Source organism: Streptomyces sp. NPDC053493 (assembly GCF_044544825.1).
Lineage (GTDB): Bacteria > Actinomycetota > Actinomycetes > Streptomycetales > Streptomycetaceae > Streptomyces.
Genome location: NZ_JBITXS010000002.1, coordinates 647,039 through 665,337, shown reverse-complemented (window position 1 = coordinate 665,337; position 18,299 = coordinate 647,039). Strand labels below are relative to the sequence as shown.

The 18,299-nt window shown below is 72.7% G+C and carries 18 protein-coding genes; 11 read left to right on the top strand and 7 right to left on the bottom strand.

Annotation, left to right across the window (positions count from 1 at the left end; all coding sequences use genetic code 11):
* Window positions 1-49 precede the first annotated feature (49 nt).
* Window positions 50-808 carry an IclR family transcriptional regulator gene (locus ACIGO8_RS08720; RefSeq protein ID WP_399726014.1) on the bottom strand — a complete coding sequence of 253 codons (759 nt, stop codon included), beginning with the start codon at window positions 806-808 and terminating at the stop codon, window positions 50-52.
* Window positions 809-1,100: 292 nt separating this feature from the next.
* On the opposite strand from ACIGO8_RS08720, the gene ACIGO8_RS08715 reads away from it, so the two are divergent.
* On the top strand, window positions 1,101-1,379 hold the full coding sequence (locus ACIGO8_RS08715; RefSeq protein WP_399726801.1) for a WhiB family transcriptional regulator: 279 nt from the start codon (window positions 1,101-1,103) through the stop codon (window positions 1,377-1,379).
* 53 nt (window positions 1,380-1,432) lie between these two features.
* Here ACIGO8_RS08715 and ACIGO8_RS08710 read toward each other — a convergent pair whose 3' ends face one another.
* The 3 genes from ACIGO8_RS08710 to ACIGO8_RS08700 all read right to left on the bottom strand — a co-directional run bounded on the left by ACIGO8_RS08710 (window position 1,433) and on the right by ACIGO8_RS08700 (window position 5,084).
* Window positions 1,433-2,407, bottom strand: coding sequence for an acyl-ACP desaturase (locus tag ACIGO8_RS08710; protein ID WP_399726011.1), 975 nt, complete (start codon window positions 2,405-2,407; stop codon window positions 1,433-1,435).
* Between the two features lie 352 nt (window positions 2,408-2,759).
* On the bottom strand, window positions 2,760-4,436 hold the full coding sequence (locus ACIGO8_RS08705) for an ABC-F family ATP-binding cassette domain-containing protein (protein ID WP_399726008.1): 1,677 nt from the start codon (window positions 4,434-4,436) through the stop codon (window positions 2,760-2,762).
* A gap of 231 nt (window positions 4,437-4,667) precedes the next feature.
* Window positions 4,668-5,084 (bottom strand): SsgA family sporulation/cell division regulator, encoded by a 417-nt coding sequence (locus ACIGO8_RS08700; RefSeq protein ID WP_399726005.1) that lies wholly within the window; start codon window positions 5,082-5,084, stop codon window positions 4,668-4,670.
* A gap of 241 nt (window positions 5,085-5,325) precedes the next feature.
* Between ACIGO8_RS08700 and ACIGO8_RS08695 the strand changes: the two genes are divergently transcribed.
* Together ACIGO8_RS08695 and ACIGO8_RS08690 are read left to right on the top strand one after the other, a co-directional pair.
* Window positions 5,326-6,420 (top strand): WD40/YVTN/BNR-like repeat-containing protein, encoded by a 1,095-nt coding sequence (locus ACIGO8_RS08695; protein ID WP_399726798.1) that lies wholly within the window; start codon window positions 5,326-5,328, stop codon window positions 6,418-6,420.
* A gap of 116 nt (window positions 6,421-6,536) precedes the next feature.
* Window positions 6,537-7,058 carry a hypothetical protein gene (locus ACIGO8_RS08690; protein WP_399726002.1) on the top strand — a complete coding sequence of 174 codons (522 nt, stop codon included), beginning with the start codon at window positions 6,537-6,539 and terminating at the stop codon, window positions 7,056-7,058.
* Window positions 7,059-7,143: 85 nt separating this feature from the next.
* Here ACIGO8_RS08690 and ACIGO8_RS08685 read toward each other — a convergent pair whose 3' ends face one another.
* Entirely contained in the window at window positions 7,144-7,443 is a 300-nt protein-coding gene (locus ACIGO8_RS08685) for a YciI family protein (RefSeq protein WP_399725999.1), read from the bottom strand.
* Window positions 7,444-7,496: 53 nt separating this feature from the next.
* On the opposite strand from ACIGO8_RS08685, the gene ACIGO8_RS08680 reads away from it, so the two are divergent.
* Both ACIGO8_RS08680 and ACIGO8_RS08675 read left to right on the top strand, forming a co-directional pair.
* Window positions 7,497-8,198 carry an endonuclease V gene (locus ACIGO8_RS08680; RefSeq protein ID WP_399725996.1) on the top strand — a complete coding sequence of 234 codons (702 nt, stop codon included), beginning with the start codon at window positions 7,497-7,499 and terminating at the stop codon, window positions 8,196-8,198.
* A 66-nt stretch (window positions 8,199-8,264) separates the two neighbouring features.
* Window positions 8,265-8,684: a VOC family protein gene (locus ACIGO8_RS08675; RefSeq protein ID WP_399725993.1), complete on the top strand. Its 420-nt coding sequence runs from the start codon at window positions 8,265-8,267 to the stop codon at window positions 8,682-8,684.
* A gap of 166 nt (window positions 8,685-8,850) precedes the next feature.
* Here ACIGO8_RS08675 and ACIGO8_RS08670 read toward each other — a convergent pair whose 3' ends face one another.
* On the bottom strand, window positions 8,851-10,038 hold the full coding sequence (locus ACIGO8_RS08670) for a saccharopine dehydrogenase family protein (RefSeq protein WP_399725990.1): 1,188 nt from the start codon (window positions 10,036-10,038) through the stop codon (window positions 8,851-8,853).
* A 227-nt stretch (window positions 10,039-10,265) separates the two neighbouring features.
* On the opposite strand from ACIGO8_RS08670, the gene ACIGO8_RS08665 reads away from it, so the two are divergent.
* Genes ACIGO8_RS08665 through ACIGO8_RS08650 form a run of 4 tightly spaced genes read left to right on the top strand, consistent with a single transcriptional unit; the run spans window position 10,266 to window position 16,057 of the window.
* Window positions 10,266-11,423 carry a CaiB/BaiF CoA transferase family protein gene (locus tag ACIGO8_RS08665; RefSeq protein ID WP_399725988.1) on the top strand — a complete coding sequence of 386 codons (1,158 nt, stop codon included), beginning with the start codon at window positions 10,266-10,268 and terminating at the stop codon, window positions 11,421-11,423.
* Window positions 11,420-12,562 (top strand): acyl-CoA dehydrogenase family protein, encoded by a 1,143-nt coding sequence (locus tag ACIGO8_RS08660; RefSeq protein ID WP_399725984.1) that lies wholly within the window; start codon window positions 11,420-11,422, stop codon window positions 12,560-12,562. Before ACIGO8_RS08665 ends, ACIGO8_RS08660 begins: the two co-directional genes overlap by 4 nt.
* A gap of 54 nt (window positions 12,563-12,616) precedes the next feature.
* Window positions 12,617-13,831 carry an acetyl-CoA C-acetyltransferase gene (locus tag ACIGO8_RS08655; RefSeq protein WP_399725981.1) on the top strand — a complete coding sequence of 405 codons (1,215 nt, stop codon included), beginning with the start codon at window positions 12,617-12,619 and terminating at the stop codon, window positions 13,829-13,831.
* Between the two features lie 51 nt (window positions 13,832-13,882).
* A complete protein-coding gene (locus ACIGO8_RS08650) occupies window positions 13,883-16,057 on the top strand; it encodes a 3-hydroxyacyl-CoA dehydrogenase NAD-binding domain-containing protein (RefSeq protein WP_399725978.1) in 2,175 nt (724 codons plus the stop codon).
* Here the strand turns inward: ACIGO8_RS08650 and ACIGO8_RS08645 are convergent.
* Complete coding sequence (locus ACIGO8_RS08645) at window positions 16,044-16,832, bottom strand: MerR family transcriptional regulator (RefSeq protein WP_399725975.1); 789 nt, start codon at window positions 16,830-16,832, stop codon at window positions 16,044-16,046. The genes ACIGO8_RS08650 and ACIGO8_RS08645 overlap by 14 nt on opposite strands.
* Window positions 16,833-16,945: 113 nt before the next feature.
* Here ACIGO8_RS08645 and ACIGO8_RS08640 point away from each other — a divergent pair, with 113 nt between their 5' ends.
* Entirely contained in the window at window positions 16,946-17,899 is a 954-nt protein-coding gene (locus tag ACIGO8_RS08640) for a hypothetical protein (protein ID WP_399725973.1), read from the top strand.
* Window positions 17,900-17,998: 99 nt separating this feature from the next.
* The gene (locus ACIGO8_RS08635) at window positions 17,999-18,289 is read left to right on the top strand and encodes a hypothetical protein (RefSeq protein WP_399725970.1); all 291 of its coding nucleotides are present in this window, start codon (window positions 17,999-18,001) and stop codon (window positions 18,287-18,289) included.
* Window positions 18,290-18,299 lie beyond the last annotated feature (10 nt).

The window sequence follows — 18,299 nt, the reverse complement described above, 5'->3', positions numbered from 1 at the left end:
GTCGGCCCGTCGCCGGGTGCGGCGCGACCGGCCCGCCCCGCCTGCCCTGTTACGCGTCGGAGGACCGGCGCTCGCCGGGCGGGAGCAGCAGCACCTCCAGGGCCCGGGCGCAGGTGCGGGCCTGGGCCAGGAACCAGTCGAGCCGCGCGTCGGTGATCACGGCGGAGCCGGCCCGCACGGCGAGGGCGAACCGGGCGTGGCCCGACCGGTCCAGGACCGGCACGGCGAGCGTGCGCACGCCGAGCGCGGACTCGCCGTCGGTCAGGGCGTGGCCCTGCTGCCGTACCCGCTCCCAGTCCGCCACCGGGCCCGTCGGCCCGGGCGCTCCGGCGCCCGCGGCGCCCGGCCGGTCGCCGAAGGCGAGGAGCACCTTCCCGGGCGCCGTCGAGTGCAGCGGGCGGCGCAGTCCCACCTTCGGCGTGACCGGGCCGCCCGCCACGACCACCGCGTACGCGCCGCTGCGCAGCGCCAGATCGACGGTGGTCCCGGTCCGTTCGGCGAGGTCGCGCAGCTCGGGCGCGGCCAGGTGCAGCCCGCGCTGGTGGTACGAGAGCCGGCCGAGCTCCGTGACGGCCGGGCCGAGCCGGTAGCGGGCCGTGCGCGGATCCTGCTCCAGGAAACCGGCCGCGAGCAGCGTCCGGGCCAGCCGGTGGGCGGTCGAGGTCGACAGACCGAGCCGGCGCGCGAGGTCGGAGGCGCTCAGGTCGGGTCCGTTGTCGTGGAAACAGTGCAGTACATCCAGGGCCCGGCGGACGGCCTGGGCCCCCGCGGGCGCGGACACGGTCCCGGTCGCGGCCTCGGTGGTCATGTGGTTCGCTCCCCGTCACAGCTCGTCGGCGGTCGTCCGATCGCCGTCCACGCTCCCACATCGCGGGAGCCGAATCAGGGGCCCGAGAAGGTCGGAAACACGCCGTTCACGCCGGATCCCGCATCGTGGGAGACGCCCGGGGAGCCGGTGACCGGCAGGCCATCACGTGGCCGAAACCCTGCCGCACGCGCCCGGCGCGCCGTGTTGAACGCGCGGCGGTGCGCCGCGTTGAGCGGACGTTGATGGCGTGTTTACGGCGTCGGACCAGCCTGGAGCCATGCAGACCGACACGATGCCCTCCGCGCTCTCCTCGCTCTCCGCGCCCTCCGCCCCGCAGTCCCTCGCGACCGTCGACCTCTCCTGGCAGCAGGACGCGCTGTGCGCCCAGGCGGGACCGGAGTTCTTCTTCCCGGCGCCCGGATCCTCGACCCGCGAGGCCAAGCTGCTGTGCGGGGCGTGCGAGGGGCGGGTGGCGTGCCTGGAGTACGCGCTCGCGCACGACGAGCGCTTCGGGGTGTGGGGCGGCCTGTCGGAGAAGGAGCGCATCAAGCTCAAGCGCCGCCGGGGCTGAGGCGCCGGCCGCCCTCGCCGTACCCGCTCAGGCCGTATCCGCTCAGGCCGTACTCAGCCCGCCGCGCGGGCCGCCATCCGCGCCTTGCGCGCCGCGAGCTTCTCGTCGAACTTGCGCGCCTCGCTGTCCAGGCCGTCCAGGTAGAGGCCGAGCTCCTCCTGCGCCTGCAGGCCCTCGGGGCCCAGGCCGTCGATCTGGAGGACCTTGAGGAAGCGGAGCACCGGCTGGATCACGTCGTCGTGGTGGATGCGCAGGTTGTAGATCTCGCCGATCGCCATCTGGGCCGCCGCGCGCTCGAAGCCGGGCATGCCGTGACCGGGCATCCGGAACTGGACCACGACGTCACGCACCGCCTGCATCGTGAGGTCGGGCGCCAGCTCGAAGGCCGCGCTCAGCAGGTTCCGGTAGAAGATCATGTGCAGGTTCTCGTCGAGCGCGATGCGCGCGAGCATCCGGTCGCAGACCGGGTCGCCGGAGTGGTGTCCGGTGTTGCGGTGCGAGATGCGGGTGGCGAGCTCCTGGAAGGCCACGTACGCGATCGAGTGCAGCATCGAGTGCCGGTTGTCGGACTCGAACCCTTCGCTCATGTGTGCCATGCGGAATCGTTCCAGCTCGTCCGGGTCGACGGCCCGCGAGGCCAGCAGGTAGTCGCGCATCACGATGCCGTGCCGGCCCTCCTCGGCGGTCCAGCGGTGCACCCAGGTGCCCCAGGCGCCGTCGCGGCCGAAGAGCGTGGCGATCTCGTGGTGGTAGCTCGGCAGGTTGTCCTCGGTGAGCAGATTGACCACCAGCGCGACCCGGCCGACGTCCGTGACCTTGGACTGGGACTTGTCCCAGGCCTCGCCGTCCTCGAAGAAGGCGGGGAAGTTCCGGGCGTCCGACCACGGTACGTAGTCGTGTGGCATCCAGTCCTTGGTGACCTTCAGGTGGCGGTCGAGCTCCTTGGCCACGACCTCTTCCAGCGCGTAGAGGAGCCGCGCGTCGGTCCACCCGGCGGAATCGGCGAGGTGGGGAGAGGTGAGCGTCACGGGAACTCCTGGGGACGGAGAAGGGCATACGGGATTACCTACGGCTTCGTAGGTTACGAGACCGTAGGTTAAAGGGCTCATAAGGGGCTGGCCAAGCCCGTCTCGGTGGGGGAGACCCTGGTCACACGGGGTATCCTCACGCGCCCGCGCCCGCGCGGCGCCTTCGGAGCGGACCGTCGCCCGCACCCGCCTTCCCGGCCGAGGAGCGCCGCGACCGCCCTGAATGCCACGACCGCCGCGAGCGCCACGAGCGCCACGACCGCCGCGGCCGCGCAGCTCGTGGCCGCGGGCCGTGGCGGTCGACGCGCACGGCGGTGGCCGGGGACCTGCCCCGGCCGTACCGGCGCCCCCGTCAGGCCCCGGCCTCGCGGGCCACGGCCCGGGCCTCCTCCGGGCCGTGGCCCCACGCCCGTACCTCCTCGGCCGTCGTCGGCGACAGCCCGCCGTCCAGCCGGAGCCAGCGGGTGATCCCCAGGGACTCCAGGAACGGCACGTCGTGGCTGGCCACGATCAGCGCGCCCTCGTACGCCTCCAGGGCGGCGGTCAGGCTCCGCACCGACGCCATGTCGAGGTTGTTCGTCGGCTCGTCGAGCATCAGCAGCCGCGGCGCCGGCTCCGCGAGCAGCAGCGCCGCCAGCGTCGCCCGGAACCGCTCACCGCCCGACAGCGTCCCGGCCGGACGGTCCGCCCGGGCGCCGCGGAACAGGAACCGGGCCAGCCGCGCCCGGATCTCGTTGGCCGAGGCCTCCGGCGCGAAGCGGGCCACGTTCTGCACCACGCTCAGCTCGTCGTCGAGGACGTCGAGCCGCTGCGGCAGGAAACGCAGCGGCACCTGCACCGCCACCTCGCCCGCCACCGGGGCGAGTTCGCCCGCGATCGTCCGCAGCAAGGTCGTCTTCCCCGCGCCGTTGCGGCCGACGAGCGCGACCCGCTCCGGGCCCCGGAGCTCGAACTCGCCGTCGACCCGGGCCCCGTACGGCAGCTCCAGATCGCTCAGCCGCAGCACGCCCCGGCCCGGGTGGACCGTCGTGCGCGGCAGCTCGATGCGGATCTCGTCCTCGTCCCGGACCGCCTCCACCGCCGCGTCGAGGCGCGAGCGCGCCTCGGCGAGCCGCTCGGTGTGCAGGGCGCGGTGCTTGGCCGAGGACACCTCGGCGGCGGCCTTGCGGTTGTTGGCGACGATCTTCGGCACGACCTTGTTCTCGTAGCTCTTCTGGCCGTAGCGCTTGCGCCGCGCCAACTTCACCTGGGCGTCCTGGAGTTCGCGCTTCTGACGCTGTACGTCGGCCTCGGCGACGCGCACCATCCGTTCGGCCGCCTCCTGTTCGACCGCCAGCGCCTCCTGATAGTCCGACCAGGCGCCTCCGTACCAGGTGACCTCGCCGTCCCGCAGATCGGCGATCTGGTCGACGCGGTCGAGGAGTTCGCGGTCGTGGCTGACCACGACCAGGACGCCCGACCAGGCGTCCACCGCCTCGTAGAGCCGGTGCCGGGCGTGCAGGTCGAGGTTGTTCGTCGGCTCGTCGAGCAGCAGCACGTCGGGCCGGGCGAGCAGCAGCGCGGCGAGCCGCAGCAGCACCGACTCGCCGCCCGAGACCTCGCCGATGGTGCGGTCCAGGCCGACATGGCCGAGCCCGAGCTGGTCGAGCACGGCGAGGGCCCGTTCCTCCACGTCCCAGTCGTCGCCGACGGCCGTGAAGTGCTCCTCCGCGGTGTCGCCCGACTCGATGGCGTGCAGGGCGGCCCGGGTGGCGTCGATCCCGAGGACCTGGTCGACCCGCAGACCGGTGCGCAGCACCAGGTTCTGCGGCAGATAGCCGACCTCGCCGGCGACGCGGACCGTGCCGGCCGTCGGCGTCAGCTCGCCGGCGATCAGCTTGAGCAGGGTGGACTTCCCGGAGCCGTTGAGGCCGACGAGACCGGTCCTGCCGGGGCCGACGGCGAGCCGGAAGTCGTCGAGGACGGCGGTCCCGTCGGGCCAGGAGAAGGAAAGAGAGGTGCAGGTGATGAAGGTGGGGCGAGTCGCCATGAGTGAGTGTCTCCCGGTTGCGCGGTGTGGGCATGGGCATCGCGTGAGACACCGGGCAGGCATGCGGAAAGGCAGGCTCGTACGCCGAGGTCGAGGACGGCACACGCGGCGGCGGGGCGGCACGCGCGGCACGGTGTCTCGAAACCTCAGACGAGCAACGGCCTTCTCCGATCGGGCGACAACAGGGCCGGGAAAGACGTTACGACCGGGGGACGGAGGGCCGCAATCGAATTAAGGGTGCTCCTCCAGCAGGTGCGCGAGGTCCCGGTCCCAGTCCAGGTACTGGTGCTCACGGCCCGGCGGCACCAGGTGCTGCGAGCGCTCCAGGAAACTGCGCAGCTCGGCGGTGCGGATGTGCACCATGGCCACGCCCTCGGGCGCGTGGAACTCGACCACGGTGCGGTCGTAGCCGTAGGGCCGCAGGCGTACGTCGCCGACGCCCGCCGGGCCCTCCACTCCCTGCGCGAGCAGCTCCCGCGCGAAGGCCCAGGAGACCTCGACGCCCTCCAGCGTCGCCGGCGGCGGGAAGGCCATGCTCACCGCGTACGGGTCCTCGCGGTCGTACCGCAGGGTCGCGGCGACCGACTCCGTGCGGGGCGCTGCCGCGACGAGGCGGGCCCGTACGGCCTGCTCGATGACGGTGGACATGGGCCAGCCTCCTGTCGCGCGGCTACGTGCTCCTGCATACGTGCTCCTGCATCTGTCTGCACCAGGAGAGACGAACAGTGGCGGTGGGACGTGCACCGGAGGTCACGTGAGCTGTGTCACCGAGGTGCGGCGGTGAGCCGCGTCCGCGAGCGGTGCGCACGCCGGCAGGCACTCTGGACGGGATCTTCGGGGTGGGCTAGCTTCCGGCGCCATGACGTCCATGGGGAAGACGAGACGAGTGATGACGGCGGTGCTGGCCGGGGCGGCCCTCGCCCTGGCCCTGACGGCCCCGGCGCAGGCGGCGCCCGAGCCCGCCGCCGAGCCCGCGGCCGGGGCCGCCGCCGGTTCCGCCACCGCGGGGTGGCGGCTGACGCCGACGGGCACGGACGCCCGCTTCCGCGGCCTGGCCGCGGTGAGCCGGTCCGTCGCCTGGGCCGCCGGATCGAAGGGGACGGTGCTGCGGACCACCGACGGCGGCGCGAGCTGGCGCGACGTCTCGCCGCCCGGGGCCGGCGAGCTGGAGTTCCGGGACGTGGAGGCCTTCCACGCCCGGCGGGCCGTGGTCCTCGCGATCGGTGAGGGCGAGGCCTCCCGCGTCCTGCGGACCGAGGACGGCGGCGCGACCTGGACGGAGTCCTTCCGCAACACCGACCCGCGCGCCTTCTACGACTGCATGACCTTCTTCGACCACCGGCACGGACTCGCCATGAGCGACCCGGTGGACGGCAGGTACCGCATCCTGTCCACGGACGACGGCGGCCGGTCCTGGGAGGTCCTGCCGAGCGACGGCATGCCGGACGCGCTGCCCGGCGAGGCCGGCTTCGCGGCGAGCGGGCAGTGCCTGGTGTCGGCGGGCCCGAAGGACGTGTGGCTGGCGACCGGCGGCGGCGCGACCGGGCGGGTGCTGCACTCCGCGGACCGAGGCCTGACCTGGACCGCCACCGCGACCACGGTGCCGGCGGGAGAGGGCGCCAAGGGCGTCTTCGGGCTCGCGTTCCGCGACCGCCGGCACGGCATCGCGGTGGGCGGCGACTACCGCAAGGACCAGCCCTCGCCGCTAGCCGCTGCCGTCACCGGCGACGCCGGCCGCAGCTGGACCGCGTCCGCGACCCCGCCGCCGGCCTACCGCTCGGGCGTCGCCTGGCTCCCGCACACCAGCTCCGCGGCGCTCGCCGTCGGTCCCACCGGCACCGACCTGACCACGGACGGCGGCCGCACCTGGCGCACCGTCGACACCGGCTCGTACGACACGGTCACCTGCACCCGCGACGGCGCCTGCTGGGCCTCGGGCGAGAAGGGCCGGATCGCACGGGCCACCCTGGGCCGTCCGTCCTGACGCGGCGCCCAGGCGTGTCCGATCACGCCCCCGAGATCCAGTAGGGTGACGTGCGCCCGTCAAGGCGGGCTCATCCTGCACACGCGCATCTGCAAACACTCAACGGGGGTTGAAGCGTGAAGCTTCGTCATGTCCGTGCTGTCGCCGTCTTCGGAATCGCCGTGGTCGCCCTGACCGGCGCTCGTGGTTCCCACGGCGGAAGCTGCGGCGGCAGCCACGGATCCAGCGGTTCGGGCAGCTCCAGCAGCTCCAGCGGCGGCTCCAGCAGTGGTTCCGACAGCAACGGCTCCAGCTCCGGCGGCATCACCTCGGGCGGCACCGGCAGCTCGTCGAAGCACCGCGCGGAGCGGGACGTCCGCATCGACGAGTGCGCGCTCAGCGACGACCGCAAGAACCTCGTCGCCAAGGTGACCGTCACCAACAGCGACTCGGCGGCGTACCTCTACGACGTCACCCTGCAGTTCAAGGGCGCCGAGGGCGCGAGCTCCGTCAACCTGGCGCTCGCGAAGGTCGAGGACCTCCGCGTCGAGGGCGGCGCGTCGAAGCAGGGCCAGGCGAGCACCCCGTACACCGGCAGCGGTGACGGCTCCGAGTACACCCGCTGCGTGGTCGTCGACGCCGACCGCACCATCGGCTGACCACGGACGGCATCCCGTCCCACCGGTCGTCGGCCGGCGGTCCGCGGCCGGGCGGCCTTCCCGAAGGCTGCCCGGCCGTCCCGCCTCACGCCGGCAACTCGTCCCGGAAGCCCGCGAGTTCGTCCACCGTCTTGGTGGCGTGGAACTCGACGATCCGGTACGCGCACACCCCGGCCACACTGAACGGGTCGGTCGCCGCGATCCGCTCGATCTCGGCGCGGCCCACTCCGCCGGCCAGGATCACCCCGCCCTCCCGAGGCTCCTTCCGCCCGGAGGCGACGAACACCCCGGCGGCGTACTGCTCCTCCAGCCACGCGACATGCGCGGGCAGCAGGGCGTCGACCTGGTCGAGGGGCGCGGTGTAACTCAGCTCCAGCACGAACATGGCCGCCAGGCTACCCACCGGCCCCGGCCCGGTCCGACGTAGGGTGCCGCACCATGACGATCATCGACATTCCCGAGGGATGGCCCGCCGACGAGAGCGCGGCGCTCGCCGTGCAGGAGGAACTGCGCGGACGGCTCGTCCTGGCGGAGGAGGGACCCGAGGCCGGGACGGGACACGTCACCGGCGTCGACGTGGCGTACGACGACGAACGCGACCTGGTCGCCGCGGCGGCCGTCGTGCTCGACGGGCGGAGCCTGGAGGTGGTGGCGCGGGCCACCGCCGTGGGGCGGGTGTCCTTCCCGTACGTGCCGGGACTCCTCGCCTTCCGGGAGGTTCCGACCGTGCTGGCCGCGCTCGGGCGCCTCGACGCCGACCCGGGGCTGCTCGTCTGCGACGGCTACGGCCTCGCCCACCCGCGCCGCTTCGGCCTCGCGAGCCACCTCGGCGTGCTCACCGGACTCCCCTCGATCGGCGTCGCCAAGAACCCGTTCACCTTCTCCTACGAGCAACCCGGCGCCGAACGCGGCGAGTTCAGCGCGCTCGTCGCCGACGGCGAGACCGTCGGCCGCGCCCTGCGCACCCGCACCGGCGTGAAGCCGGTCTTCGTCTCCGTCGGCCACCGGGTGTCGCTGGACCGCGCCTGCGCGCACACCCTGCACCTGACTCCCCGCTTCCGGCTGCCCGAGACCACCCGCCACGCCGACTCCCTGTGCCGCCGGGCGCTCCAGGAGGCCCTGAGCACGAGCACCGAGTGACGGCCGGGACGACTGAGTACCCGTACGGATATCCGACCGTGATCATCACGCGGCAGAGTGGAGCGCATGACTTCCCCCGGCACGACAACGTCCGGCACGGCCGGACCCGCTCCGATCGGCTCGCTGCAGTGCGTCGTCCTGGACTGCCCCGACGTCCTCGAACTGGCCACGTTCTACCAGCGGTTGCTCGGCGGCGAGATCAACCGCCCGGATCCGCAGTGGGCGGTCGGCGACGCCTGGGCCACGCTCCACGGCGCGTCCGGGGCGCCCGTGCTCGCCTTCCAGGGCGTGGCCGACCACCGGCCGCCGGTCTGGGGCTCGCCCGAGCAGCAGTTCCACATCGACGTACGTGTCGCCGACCTGGAGGCGGCCCACGAGGCGGTCCTCGCGCTCGGCGCCTGGCGCCTCGACGCCGAGGGCGGCGACCGGTCCTGGCGCATCTACGCGGACCCGGCCGGCCACCCCTTCTGCCTGGTCAGGCACTGAGGTCCCGGACGGTCAGGCATGGACGTTCTGGCCGGTCAGGTACTGACGTTCCGGCCGGTCAGGCGCGCACGTTCCGCCTGGTCAGGCCCTGACCTTCCGGCCGGTCGGGCACGGACGCGTTCCGGCCGTTCCGGCCCTGACGTCCCGCCTGGCCGGGCGCGGGCGCTCAGCCCGAGTACGCGACCCGGAAGCGCAGTCCCGCCGCCCGCAGCCGGCCGAGCAGCGCGTCGCCCATCGCGACCGCCGTGGTGACCTGTCCCGCGGTCTTCGGCAGCGTGTCGAAGGCGAGGCAGAGCGCCGACTCGGCGAGCATCTTCGCGGTCTCGTCGTAGCCCGGGTCGCCGCCCGACACCTCGGTGAAGACGCGCCGCCCGCCGCCCTCTCCGACGAACCGCACGGAGAACCAGCTGCGGGCCCGCCGCTCGGCGTCGGGACCCTGACCCGGCTCGTAACGGTCCATCAGCCAGCTGCGCACGAAAGGCAGTTGAGCCGCGAGGACGCCCGCGCCCACCACCGCGGAGCCGCCGAGCGCCATCGGCAGGGTCTTCACCGAGGCGTAGTGGCGGTAGCGGAAGTCCGGGCCGTAGCGTTCCAGGGCCCGGGCCGAGCGCGCCACCACCTGCGGGTCGAGCGTGGGCAGCGGCAGTGCCCAGGTGCCGGTCTCGCCGCTGAAGCGCGGACCGCCGAGCGGTGCCCGGGCCCGCCGGGTCATCAACCGCGGTTCGTGCAGCCGCCGTTCGTGCGCGGCCCGCAGGATCTCCCGGCCGCGCCCGAAGGCGGTCAGCGCGGAGGCGAAGGTGCCGCCCGAGAAGATCGCCCCGGCCCGCACGAAGCCGTCGACGCGCAGCGGCACGCCCTCCGGCAGCTGCTGGACCGTGAAGAAGACGCCGAGGTCGTGCGGGACCGAGTCGAAGCCGCAGGCGTGCACCAGCCGGGCGCCGGTCTCCCGGGCGCGGGCGTCGTACCGTACGTACATCCGGTCGACGAACTCCGCCTCGCCGGTCAGGTCCAGATAGTCGGTGCCGGCCTCCGCGCAGGCGGCGACCAGCTCCTCCCCGTACCAGACGTAGGGGCCGACCGTGCTGGCCACCACCCGGGCGGACCCGGCGAGTTCCCGCAGTGAACCGGGGTTGGTGGAGTCGGCGACGAGCAGCGGCACCTCGGCGCAGCTCGGCCACTCCCGCGCGAGCCGGGCGCGCAGGGCGGTGAGCTTGCCCCGGCTGCGTCCGGCGAGGGCCCAGCGGCAGTCCGCCGGGGCGTGCTCGGCCAGATAGCGGGCGGTGAGCTCGCCCACGAAACCGGTCGCCCCGAAGAGAACCACGTCGTACGGCCGTACAGCCGCCCCAGTCTCCATCCCGCCCAGCCCCTCCGCCTCGGCCCGCGCCGTCGCCGGCGCGCATGTCGTCGGCGGACTCTAGCGGACGCCGGCCCGCCGGCGGACCGGGTGGTACCCCAGGGTAATTTCCAAGCGCTTGCTCGGCCCGGGGGCTTGTGCCGAGTGGAACACGTTCCTAGCATCTTCGGTGTTACATCATCACTGTCACACCCATGCAGCCATCTCGCGCGTCCTTGGGGGCCCCGATGACGACACCCCGCCCGTCCCGCGGCCCGCTCAGCGGCGTCCGCGTGGTCGAACTCGCCGGCATCGGCCCCGGACCCTTCGCCGCCATGCTCCTCGCCGATCTCGGCGCCGACGTCGTGCGCGTCGACCGGCCCGGCGGCCCGGGCCTCGGCATCGACCCCGCCCATGACCTCACCAACCGCAACAAGCGCTCCGTCCTCGTCGACCTCAAGGCCGACGGCGGCCCGGACACCGTGCTCGACCTGGTCGAACGCGCCGACGTCCTGATCGAGGGCTACCGGCCCGGCGTCGCCGAACGCCTCGGCGTCGGCCCCGAGCCCTGCCTCGCCCGCAACCCACGGCTCGTCTACGGCCGGATGACCGGCTGGGGCCAGAACGGCCCGCTCGCGCCCACCGCCGGACACGACATCGCCTACATCGCGATCACCGGCACCCTCGGCATGATCGGCCCCGACCCCGACGGGCCGCCCACCGTCCCCGCCAACCTCGTCGGCGACTACGCGGGCGGCTCCCTCTACCTCGTCATCGGCGTCCTCGCCGCCCTCCAGCACGCCCGCGCGCACGGCGAGGGCCAGGTCGTCGACGCCGCCATCGTCGACGGCACCGCCCACCTCGCCACCATGATCCACGGCATGCTCGCCGCCGGCGGCTGGCAGGACCGGCGCGCCAGCAACCTGCTCGACGGCGGCTGCCCCTTCTACGGGACCTACGAGACGGCCGACGGCGGCCACATGGCCGTCGGCGCCCTGGAACAGCAGTTCTACGACGAGTTCGTCCGCCTCCTCGGCATCGAGGACGCCGCACCCGCACGCCGCGACATCGCCCGCTGGCCCGACCTGCGCGCCGCCGTCGCCGACCGCTTCCGCACCCGTACGCGAGACGAGTGGACGGCCGTCTTCGCGGGCACCGACGCCTGCGTGGCCCCGGTCCTCTCGCTGCGCGAGGCACCCGGCCACCCGCACCTCGCCGCCCGCGGCACCTTCGTCGAGCACTCCGGCCTCGTCCAGCCCGCGCCCGCGCCCCGCTTCTCCGCCACGCCCGGCGCCGTCCGCACCGGCCCCGCCCTGCCGGGCGCCGACACCGACGAGGTCGCCCGCGACTGGGCCGTACCCGCACTCGTATCCGACGCACGCGCCACCAAGGAGCAGCAGGCATGAAGCGCCAGCTCTACACCGCCGACCACGAGGCCTTCCGGCAGACCGTGCGCACCTTCCTCGCCAAGGAGGTGCTGCCCCACTACGAGCAGTGGGAGAAGGACGGCATCGTCTCCCGCGAGGCCTGGCTGGCGGCCGGCCGGCAGGGCCTGCTCGGTCTCGCCGTCGACGAGGAGTACGGCGGTGGCGGGAACCCCGACTTCCGCTACAGCGCCGTCCTCGCCGAGGAGTTCACCCGGGCCGGCACGCCCGGCCTCGCCATCGGCCTGCACAACGACATCATCGGCCCCTACCTCACCTCGCTCGCCACCGACGAGCAGAAGCGGCGCTGGCTGCCCGGCTTCTGCAGCGGCGAGATCGTCACCGCCATCGCCATGACCGAACCCGGCGCCGGCTCCGACCTCCAGGCCATCCGCACCACGGCCGAGGACCACGGCGACCACTGGATCCTCAACGGCTCCAAGACCTTCATCTCCAACGGCATCCTCGCCGACCTCGTGATCGTCGTCGCCAGGACCACTCCCGAGGGCGGCGCCCACGGCCTGTCCCTCCTCGTCGTCGAACGCGGCATGGAAGGCTTCGAACGCGGCCGCAACCTCGACAAGATCGGCCAGAAGTCCCAGGACACCGCCGAACTCTTCTTCCACGACGTCCGCGTCCCCAAGGAGAACCTCCTCGGCGAGCTCGACGGCGCCTTCGTCCACCTCATGACGAACCTCGCCCAGGAGCGGCTCGCCATCGCCGTCGCCGCCATCGCGGGCGCCGAACACCTCCTGGAGCTCACCACCGCCTACGTCAAGGAGCGCGAGGCCTTCGGCCGCCCGCTCGCCAAGCTCCAGCACGTCCGCTTCGAGATCGCCGAGATGGCCACCGAGTGCGCCGTCACCCGCACCTTCCTCGACCGCTGCGTCGAGGAGCACGCGACCGGCGGGCTCGACGCCGTCCACGCCTCCATGGCCAAGTGGTGGTCCACCGAACTGCAGAAGCGGGTCGCCGACCGCTGCCTGCAACTCCACGGCGGATACGGCTACATGAGCGAATTCCCGGTCGCCAGGGCCTACACCGACGGCCGTATCCAGACCATCTACGGGGGGACGACCGAGATCATGAAGGAGATCATCGGCCGCTTCCTGCTCGCCTGACCCCTCAGGACCGCCTGACCCGCACCCCGACAGACTCGCCCGAAAGGCAACACCGTGACCACCGAAGCGTACGTCTACGACGCGATCCGCACCCCGCGCGGCCGCGGCAAGGCCAACGGGGCCCTGCACGGCACCAAGCCGATCGACCTCGTCGTCGGCCTCATCCACGAGATCCGCTCCCGCTTCCCCGGCCTCGACCCGGCCGCCGTCGACGACATCGTCCTCGGCGTCGTCGGCCCCGTCGGCGACCAGGGCTCCGACATCGCCCGGATCGCCGCCATCGCCGCCGGCCTGCCCGACACCGTCGCCGGAGTCCAGGAGAACCGCTTCTGCGCCTCCGGCCTCGAGGCCGTCAACATGGCCGCCATGAAGGTCCGCTCCGGCTGGGAGGACCTCGTCCTCGCCGGCGGCGTCGAGTCCATGTCCCGCGTGCCCATGGCCTCCGACGGCGGCGCCTGGTTCGCCGACCCGATGACCAACATCGCCACCAACTTCGTGCCCCAGGGCATCGGCGCCGACCTCATCGCCACCATCGAGGGCTTCTCCCGCCGCGACGTCGACGAATACGCCGCCCTCTCCCAGGAGCGCGCCGCCGCCGCCTGGAAGGACGGCCGCTTCGACCGCTCCGTCGTGCCCGTCAAGGACCGCGCCGGACTCACCGTCCTCGACCACGACGAGCACCTGCGCCCCGGCACCACCGCCGACTCCCTCGCCAAGCTCAAGCCCTCCTTCGCCGACATCGGCGAACTCGGCGGCTTCGACGCCGTGGCACTGCAGAGGTACCACTGGGTCGAGGAGATCGACCACGTCCATCACGCCGGCAACTCCTCCGGCATCGTCGACGGCGCCTCCCTCGTCGCCATCGGCTCCAAGGAGGTCGGCGAGCGCTACGGCCTCACGCCCCGCGCCCGCATCGTGGCCGCCGCCGTCTCCGGCTCCGAGCCGACCATCATGCTCACCGGCCCGGCCCCGGCCACCCGCAAGGCCCTCGCCAAGGCCGGACTCACCATCGACGACATCGACCTGATCGAGATCAACGAGGCCTTCGCCGCCGTCGTCCTGCGCTTCGTCAAGGACATGGGCGTCTCCCTCGACAAGGTCAACGTCAACGGCGGCGCCATCGCCCTCGGCCACCCGCTCGGCGCCACCGGCGCGATGATCCTCGGCACCCTCGTCGACGAACTGGAGCGCCAGGACAAGCGCTACGGCCTCGCCACGCTCTGCGTCGGCGGCGGCATGGGCATCGCCACCATCGTCGAGCGCGTCTGACGCGCCGGTCCGAACCCCTTCTGACGGACTTCTTACGGAGAAGCAGCAGCCATGAGCGAGAGCACCACCATCCGCTGGGAGCAGGACGAGACCGGCGTCGTCACCCTCGTCCTCGACGACCCCGCCCAGTCCGCGAACACCATGAACCAGGCCTTCCGGGCCTCCATCCGGGCGATCGCCGACCGCGCGGTGGCCGAGAAGGACTCCATCCGCGGCATCATCTACACCTCGGCGAAGAAGACCTTCTTCGCCGGCGGCGACCTCAAGGACATGATCAAGGCCGGTCCCGAGGACGCCCAGGCGATCTTCGACACCGCCATGGAGATCAAGGACGCGCTCCGCCGCATCGAGACCCTCGGCAAGCCGGTCGTCGCCGCGATCAACGGCGCCGCGCTCGGCGGCGGCTACGAGATCGCGCTCGCCTCCCACCACCGCGTCGCCCTCGACGCCTCCGGCTCCAAGATCGGCCTGCCCGAGGTCACCCTCGGCCTGCTCCCCGGCGGCGGCGGCGTCGCCCGCACCGTACGCCTCATGGGCATCACGGACGCGCTGCTCAAGGTGCTGCTTCAGGGCACCCAGTACAACCCGAAGCGCGCCCTCGACAACGGCCTCGTGCACGAGCTCGCCGCCACGCCGGAGGAGATGCTCGCCAAGGCCCGCGCCTTCATCGACGCCCACCCCGAGTCCCACCAGCCCTGGGACGTGCCCGGCTACAAGATCCCCGGCGGCACGCCGTCCAACCCGCGCTTCGCCGCCAACCTGCCGGCCTTCCCCGCCAACCTGCGCAAGCAGCTGAACGGCGCGCCCTACCCGGCGCCGCGCAACATCATGGCGGCGGCCGTCGAGGGCTCCCAGGTCGACTTCGAGACCGCCCTCACCATCGAGAGCCGCTACTTCACCGAGCTGGTCACCGGCCAGACCGCGAAGAACATGATCCAGGCGTTCTTCTTCGACCTCCAGGCCGTCAACTCCGGCGCCAACCGCCCGCAGGGCATCGAGCCCCGCAAGGTGGCCAAGGTCGCCGTCCTCGGCGCCGGCATGATGGGCGCCGGCATCGCGTACTCCTGCGCCCGAGCCGGCATCGAGGTCGTCCTCAAGGACGTCTCGGCCGAGTCCGCAGCCAAGGGCAAGGCCTACTCCGAGAAGCTGTGCGCCAAGGCCGTCGCCAAGGGCCGCACCACCCAGGAGAAGGCCGACGCGCTGCTCGCCCTGATCACGCCGACCGGCGACGTCGCCGACCTGGCCGGCTGCGACGCCGTCATCGAGGCGGTCTTCGAGGACACGGCCCTCAAGCACCGGGTGTTCCAGGAGATCCAGGACGTCGTCGCGCCCGACGCGCTGCTCTGCTCCAACACCTCCACCCTGCCGATCACCGTCCTCGCCGAGGGCGTCGAGCGCCAGGCCGACTTCATCGGCCTGCACTTCTTCTCGCCGGTCGACAAGATGCCGCTGGTCGAGATCATCAAGGGCGAGCGGACCGGGGACGAGGCCCTGGCCCGCGCCTTCGACCTGGTCCGCCAGATCAACAAGACGCCCATCGTCGTCAACGACTCGCGCGGCTTCTTCACCTCCCGCGTGATCGGCCAGTTCATCAACGAGGGCGTCGCCATGATCGGCGAGGGCGCCGAGCCGGCCTCCGTCGAGCAGGCCGCCGCCCAGGCCGGCTACCCGGCGAAGGTCCTCTCGCTCATGGACGAGCTGACCCTCACCCTGCCGCGCAAGATCCGCAACGAGTCGAAGAAGGCGGTCGAGGAGGCCGGCGGCACCTGGATCTCCCACCCGGGCGAGATCGTCATCGACCGCATGGTCGACGAGTTCGGCCGCCCCGGCCGCAGCGGCGGCGCCGGCTTCTACGAGTACGGCGAGGACGGCCGGCGCGGCAAGCTCTGGCCCGGCCTGCGCGAGCACTTCACCAAGCCCGAGGTCGAGATCCCGTTCCGCGACATGCAGGAGCGGATGCTCTTCGCCGAGGCCCTCGACACCGTCCGCCTGGTGGAGGAGGGCGTCCTGACCTCGGTCGCCGACGCCAACATCGGCTCCATCCTGGGCATCGGCTTCCCGGCCTGGACGGGCGGCGTGCTGCAGTACGTCAACGGTTACGAGGGCGGTGTCGCCGGCTTCGTCGAGCGGGCCCGCGAGCTGGCGGCCACCTACGGCGAGCGCTTCAACCCGCCGGCGCTGCTGGTGGAGAAGGCCGAGCGGGGCGAGGTCTTCACCGACTCCTGAAAGCGGCCCTCAGCTCCTCGCTGAGGGACCGCTGAAAGGCCGTGACGAGGGCCTGGATCACCATCGGCTGCATGTGCGCCGACAGCGACTTCATCGCGACGAGGTGGTCCGGGTCCTCGCCGCTCTCCCGGTACGGGTTCCACACCTGCTCCTGGAACAGCCGGGACAGCTCCTGCGCGGCGGCCCGGGCGTGCTCCAGGAGCACGGTCCGGGAGGCGAGGATCGTCTCGTGCTCGATGGGCACGTCGAGCAGCTCCACGCCGAGCCGCAGCAGGGCGCCGTCCAGCCGGAACACCTCCGGCCCCGACCCCTTGTCCAGCACGCCCATCGCCGCCAGCCGGTCCACGTCCCGGTCCGCCAACGCCCGCCCGGCCCGCCGCTCCAGCTCCTGCCGGCTGATCTCCTCGGCCGACTCGGGCGCCCAGGAGGCCACCAGCGCCCGGTGGATCGCCAGATCCTGGGCACTGAGATCGGGCGGCAGCTGCTCCAGGTACCGTTCGATCGCCGCGAGCGTCATGCCCTGCCGCTGCAACTCCTCGATCAGCGCCAACCGCGACAGATGCGCGGCCCCGTACCGCCCCACCCGCCGCGGCCCGATCACGGGCGGCGGCAACAACCCCCGCGTCCCGTAGAACCGCACCGTCCGCACGGTCACCCCGGCCCGCGCGGCCAACTCGTCCACGGTGTAGACGGGTTCGGTGTCCTGGGCGGGCTCGCCGGGCTCGGCGGGCCCGGCCGGCTCGATGTCCTGGGTGGGCTCGTCCTCGCGCTGCATGGTTCAACAGTATTGCTGTCTCACCAGGCATGTAAAAGACCTGCGTCGTCACCGACGTGCGGCAGGTTCCCCACGTGCTGTGGGGCGGCCTGAGCTGCGCGTAGCCTCGGCGCATGATTCCTGAGCGGCCTTCGCAGGTGATCACGCGCCATCGTGACGGGGCGATCCATGCGTACGTGCCGGACTCCGGCGTGCTCGGCACGCTGGAGCCTGTCGCGGTGTTCCGTCCGCGGTCCGGCGACGAGGTCGTGGTGTCGGCGGTCCGGCCCGACCTGCAGCGGGTCGTGTACACGACGCTGAACAGCGTCGTGTGCCTCACCCGCGCCGGTGACCTTGTGTGGAGGTCGGACTTCGAGCCGCACTCGGACCGGTCTCACGGCCACCGGCCTGGCTGTGTGCTGTCCCGGGACGGTCGCCAGGTGTGGGTCTATCGGCCGGACGCGATGGCGGGACGCGGGGGAGGGGACCAGTGGGTCGCGCACGACGCCGGCAGCGGGGAGGTCCTGGCCCGCAGAGAGCTGGAGACGGTCGGGCACGGAGCCTTCCACCACGTGCACCCCGTGGACGGCAGCATCTTCCTCAACGTCGGTGAGGGCCAGGACGGCTCCGTCATTCTCCGAGCCGCGGCCGGGGCTGCCGGCGAGCCGGACTTCATGACGTATCCGTGGTCGGACCGCTGCCTCATCGACCTGTCGCCGGACGGGCAGCAGTTCATGACCGTCGACCACGGTCAGGCGGATGTCGCCTTCCACCACCACCCCAGCGGGGACGTCCTCTTCACCCTTCCTACGGAAGCCTTCGGACACGACCCGGACGACACGTTCGTGGAATGGAGCGGCGGCTACCTGACCCCGGACCTGGCCATCGTCACCCTCGGCGGCGAGGACCAGGACGGGGAGGAGTGGTTCCGCTACCACCTGGTCGACGTGCGCACGGGCACGCCCGGCGGCGAGTTCCCTGTCGATGTGGACAACCCGTACGAACTGCTGCCCCTGGGCGACGGCTCCTGGCTCACCGGCGCCCCCGGCGACCACCCCGTCCGCCGGAAGCAGCGAAACGGCATCTGACCAGGCCGCGCTGCCCGACCGGGCACCTGGCTTCCCCACCGCCGGCAGGGGCTCACCCCTGCCGGTCCGTCCGCCGGCCTCACCATCGGAAGGACCCGAATGACCGCCACACCCACCCGCCTTGCCGAGGTCACCCGCGAGCAGATCGAGGACGCCGCCCGCCAGCGCGCGCCGCTCACGCAGAACGATCCGGTGACCGCCTCGTGGTACGTCCTCGTCGGCGGCGGACTCCACTACGTACGCGACCTCGTCCGGCAGGTCACGGGCGGCGAGGACAGTACCGCCGACGCCCGCAAGGCCCTCAAGGCCCTTGGCTTCAACCTCTTCTGCTGGGCCTCGCCCTCCATGGTCGAACAGGGTCACCCGTGGCACACCGGACAGGTCGACTGAACGCCCGGTC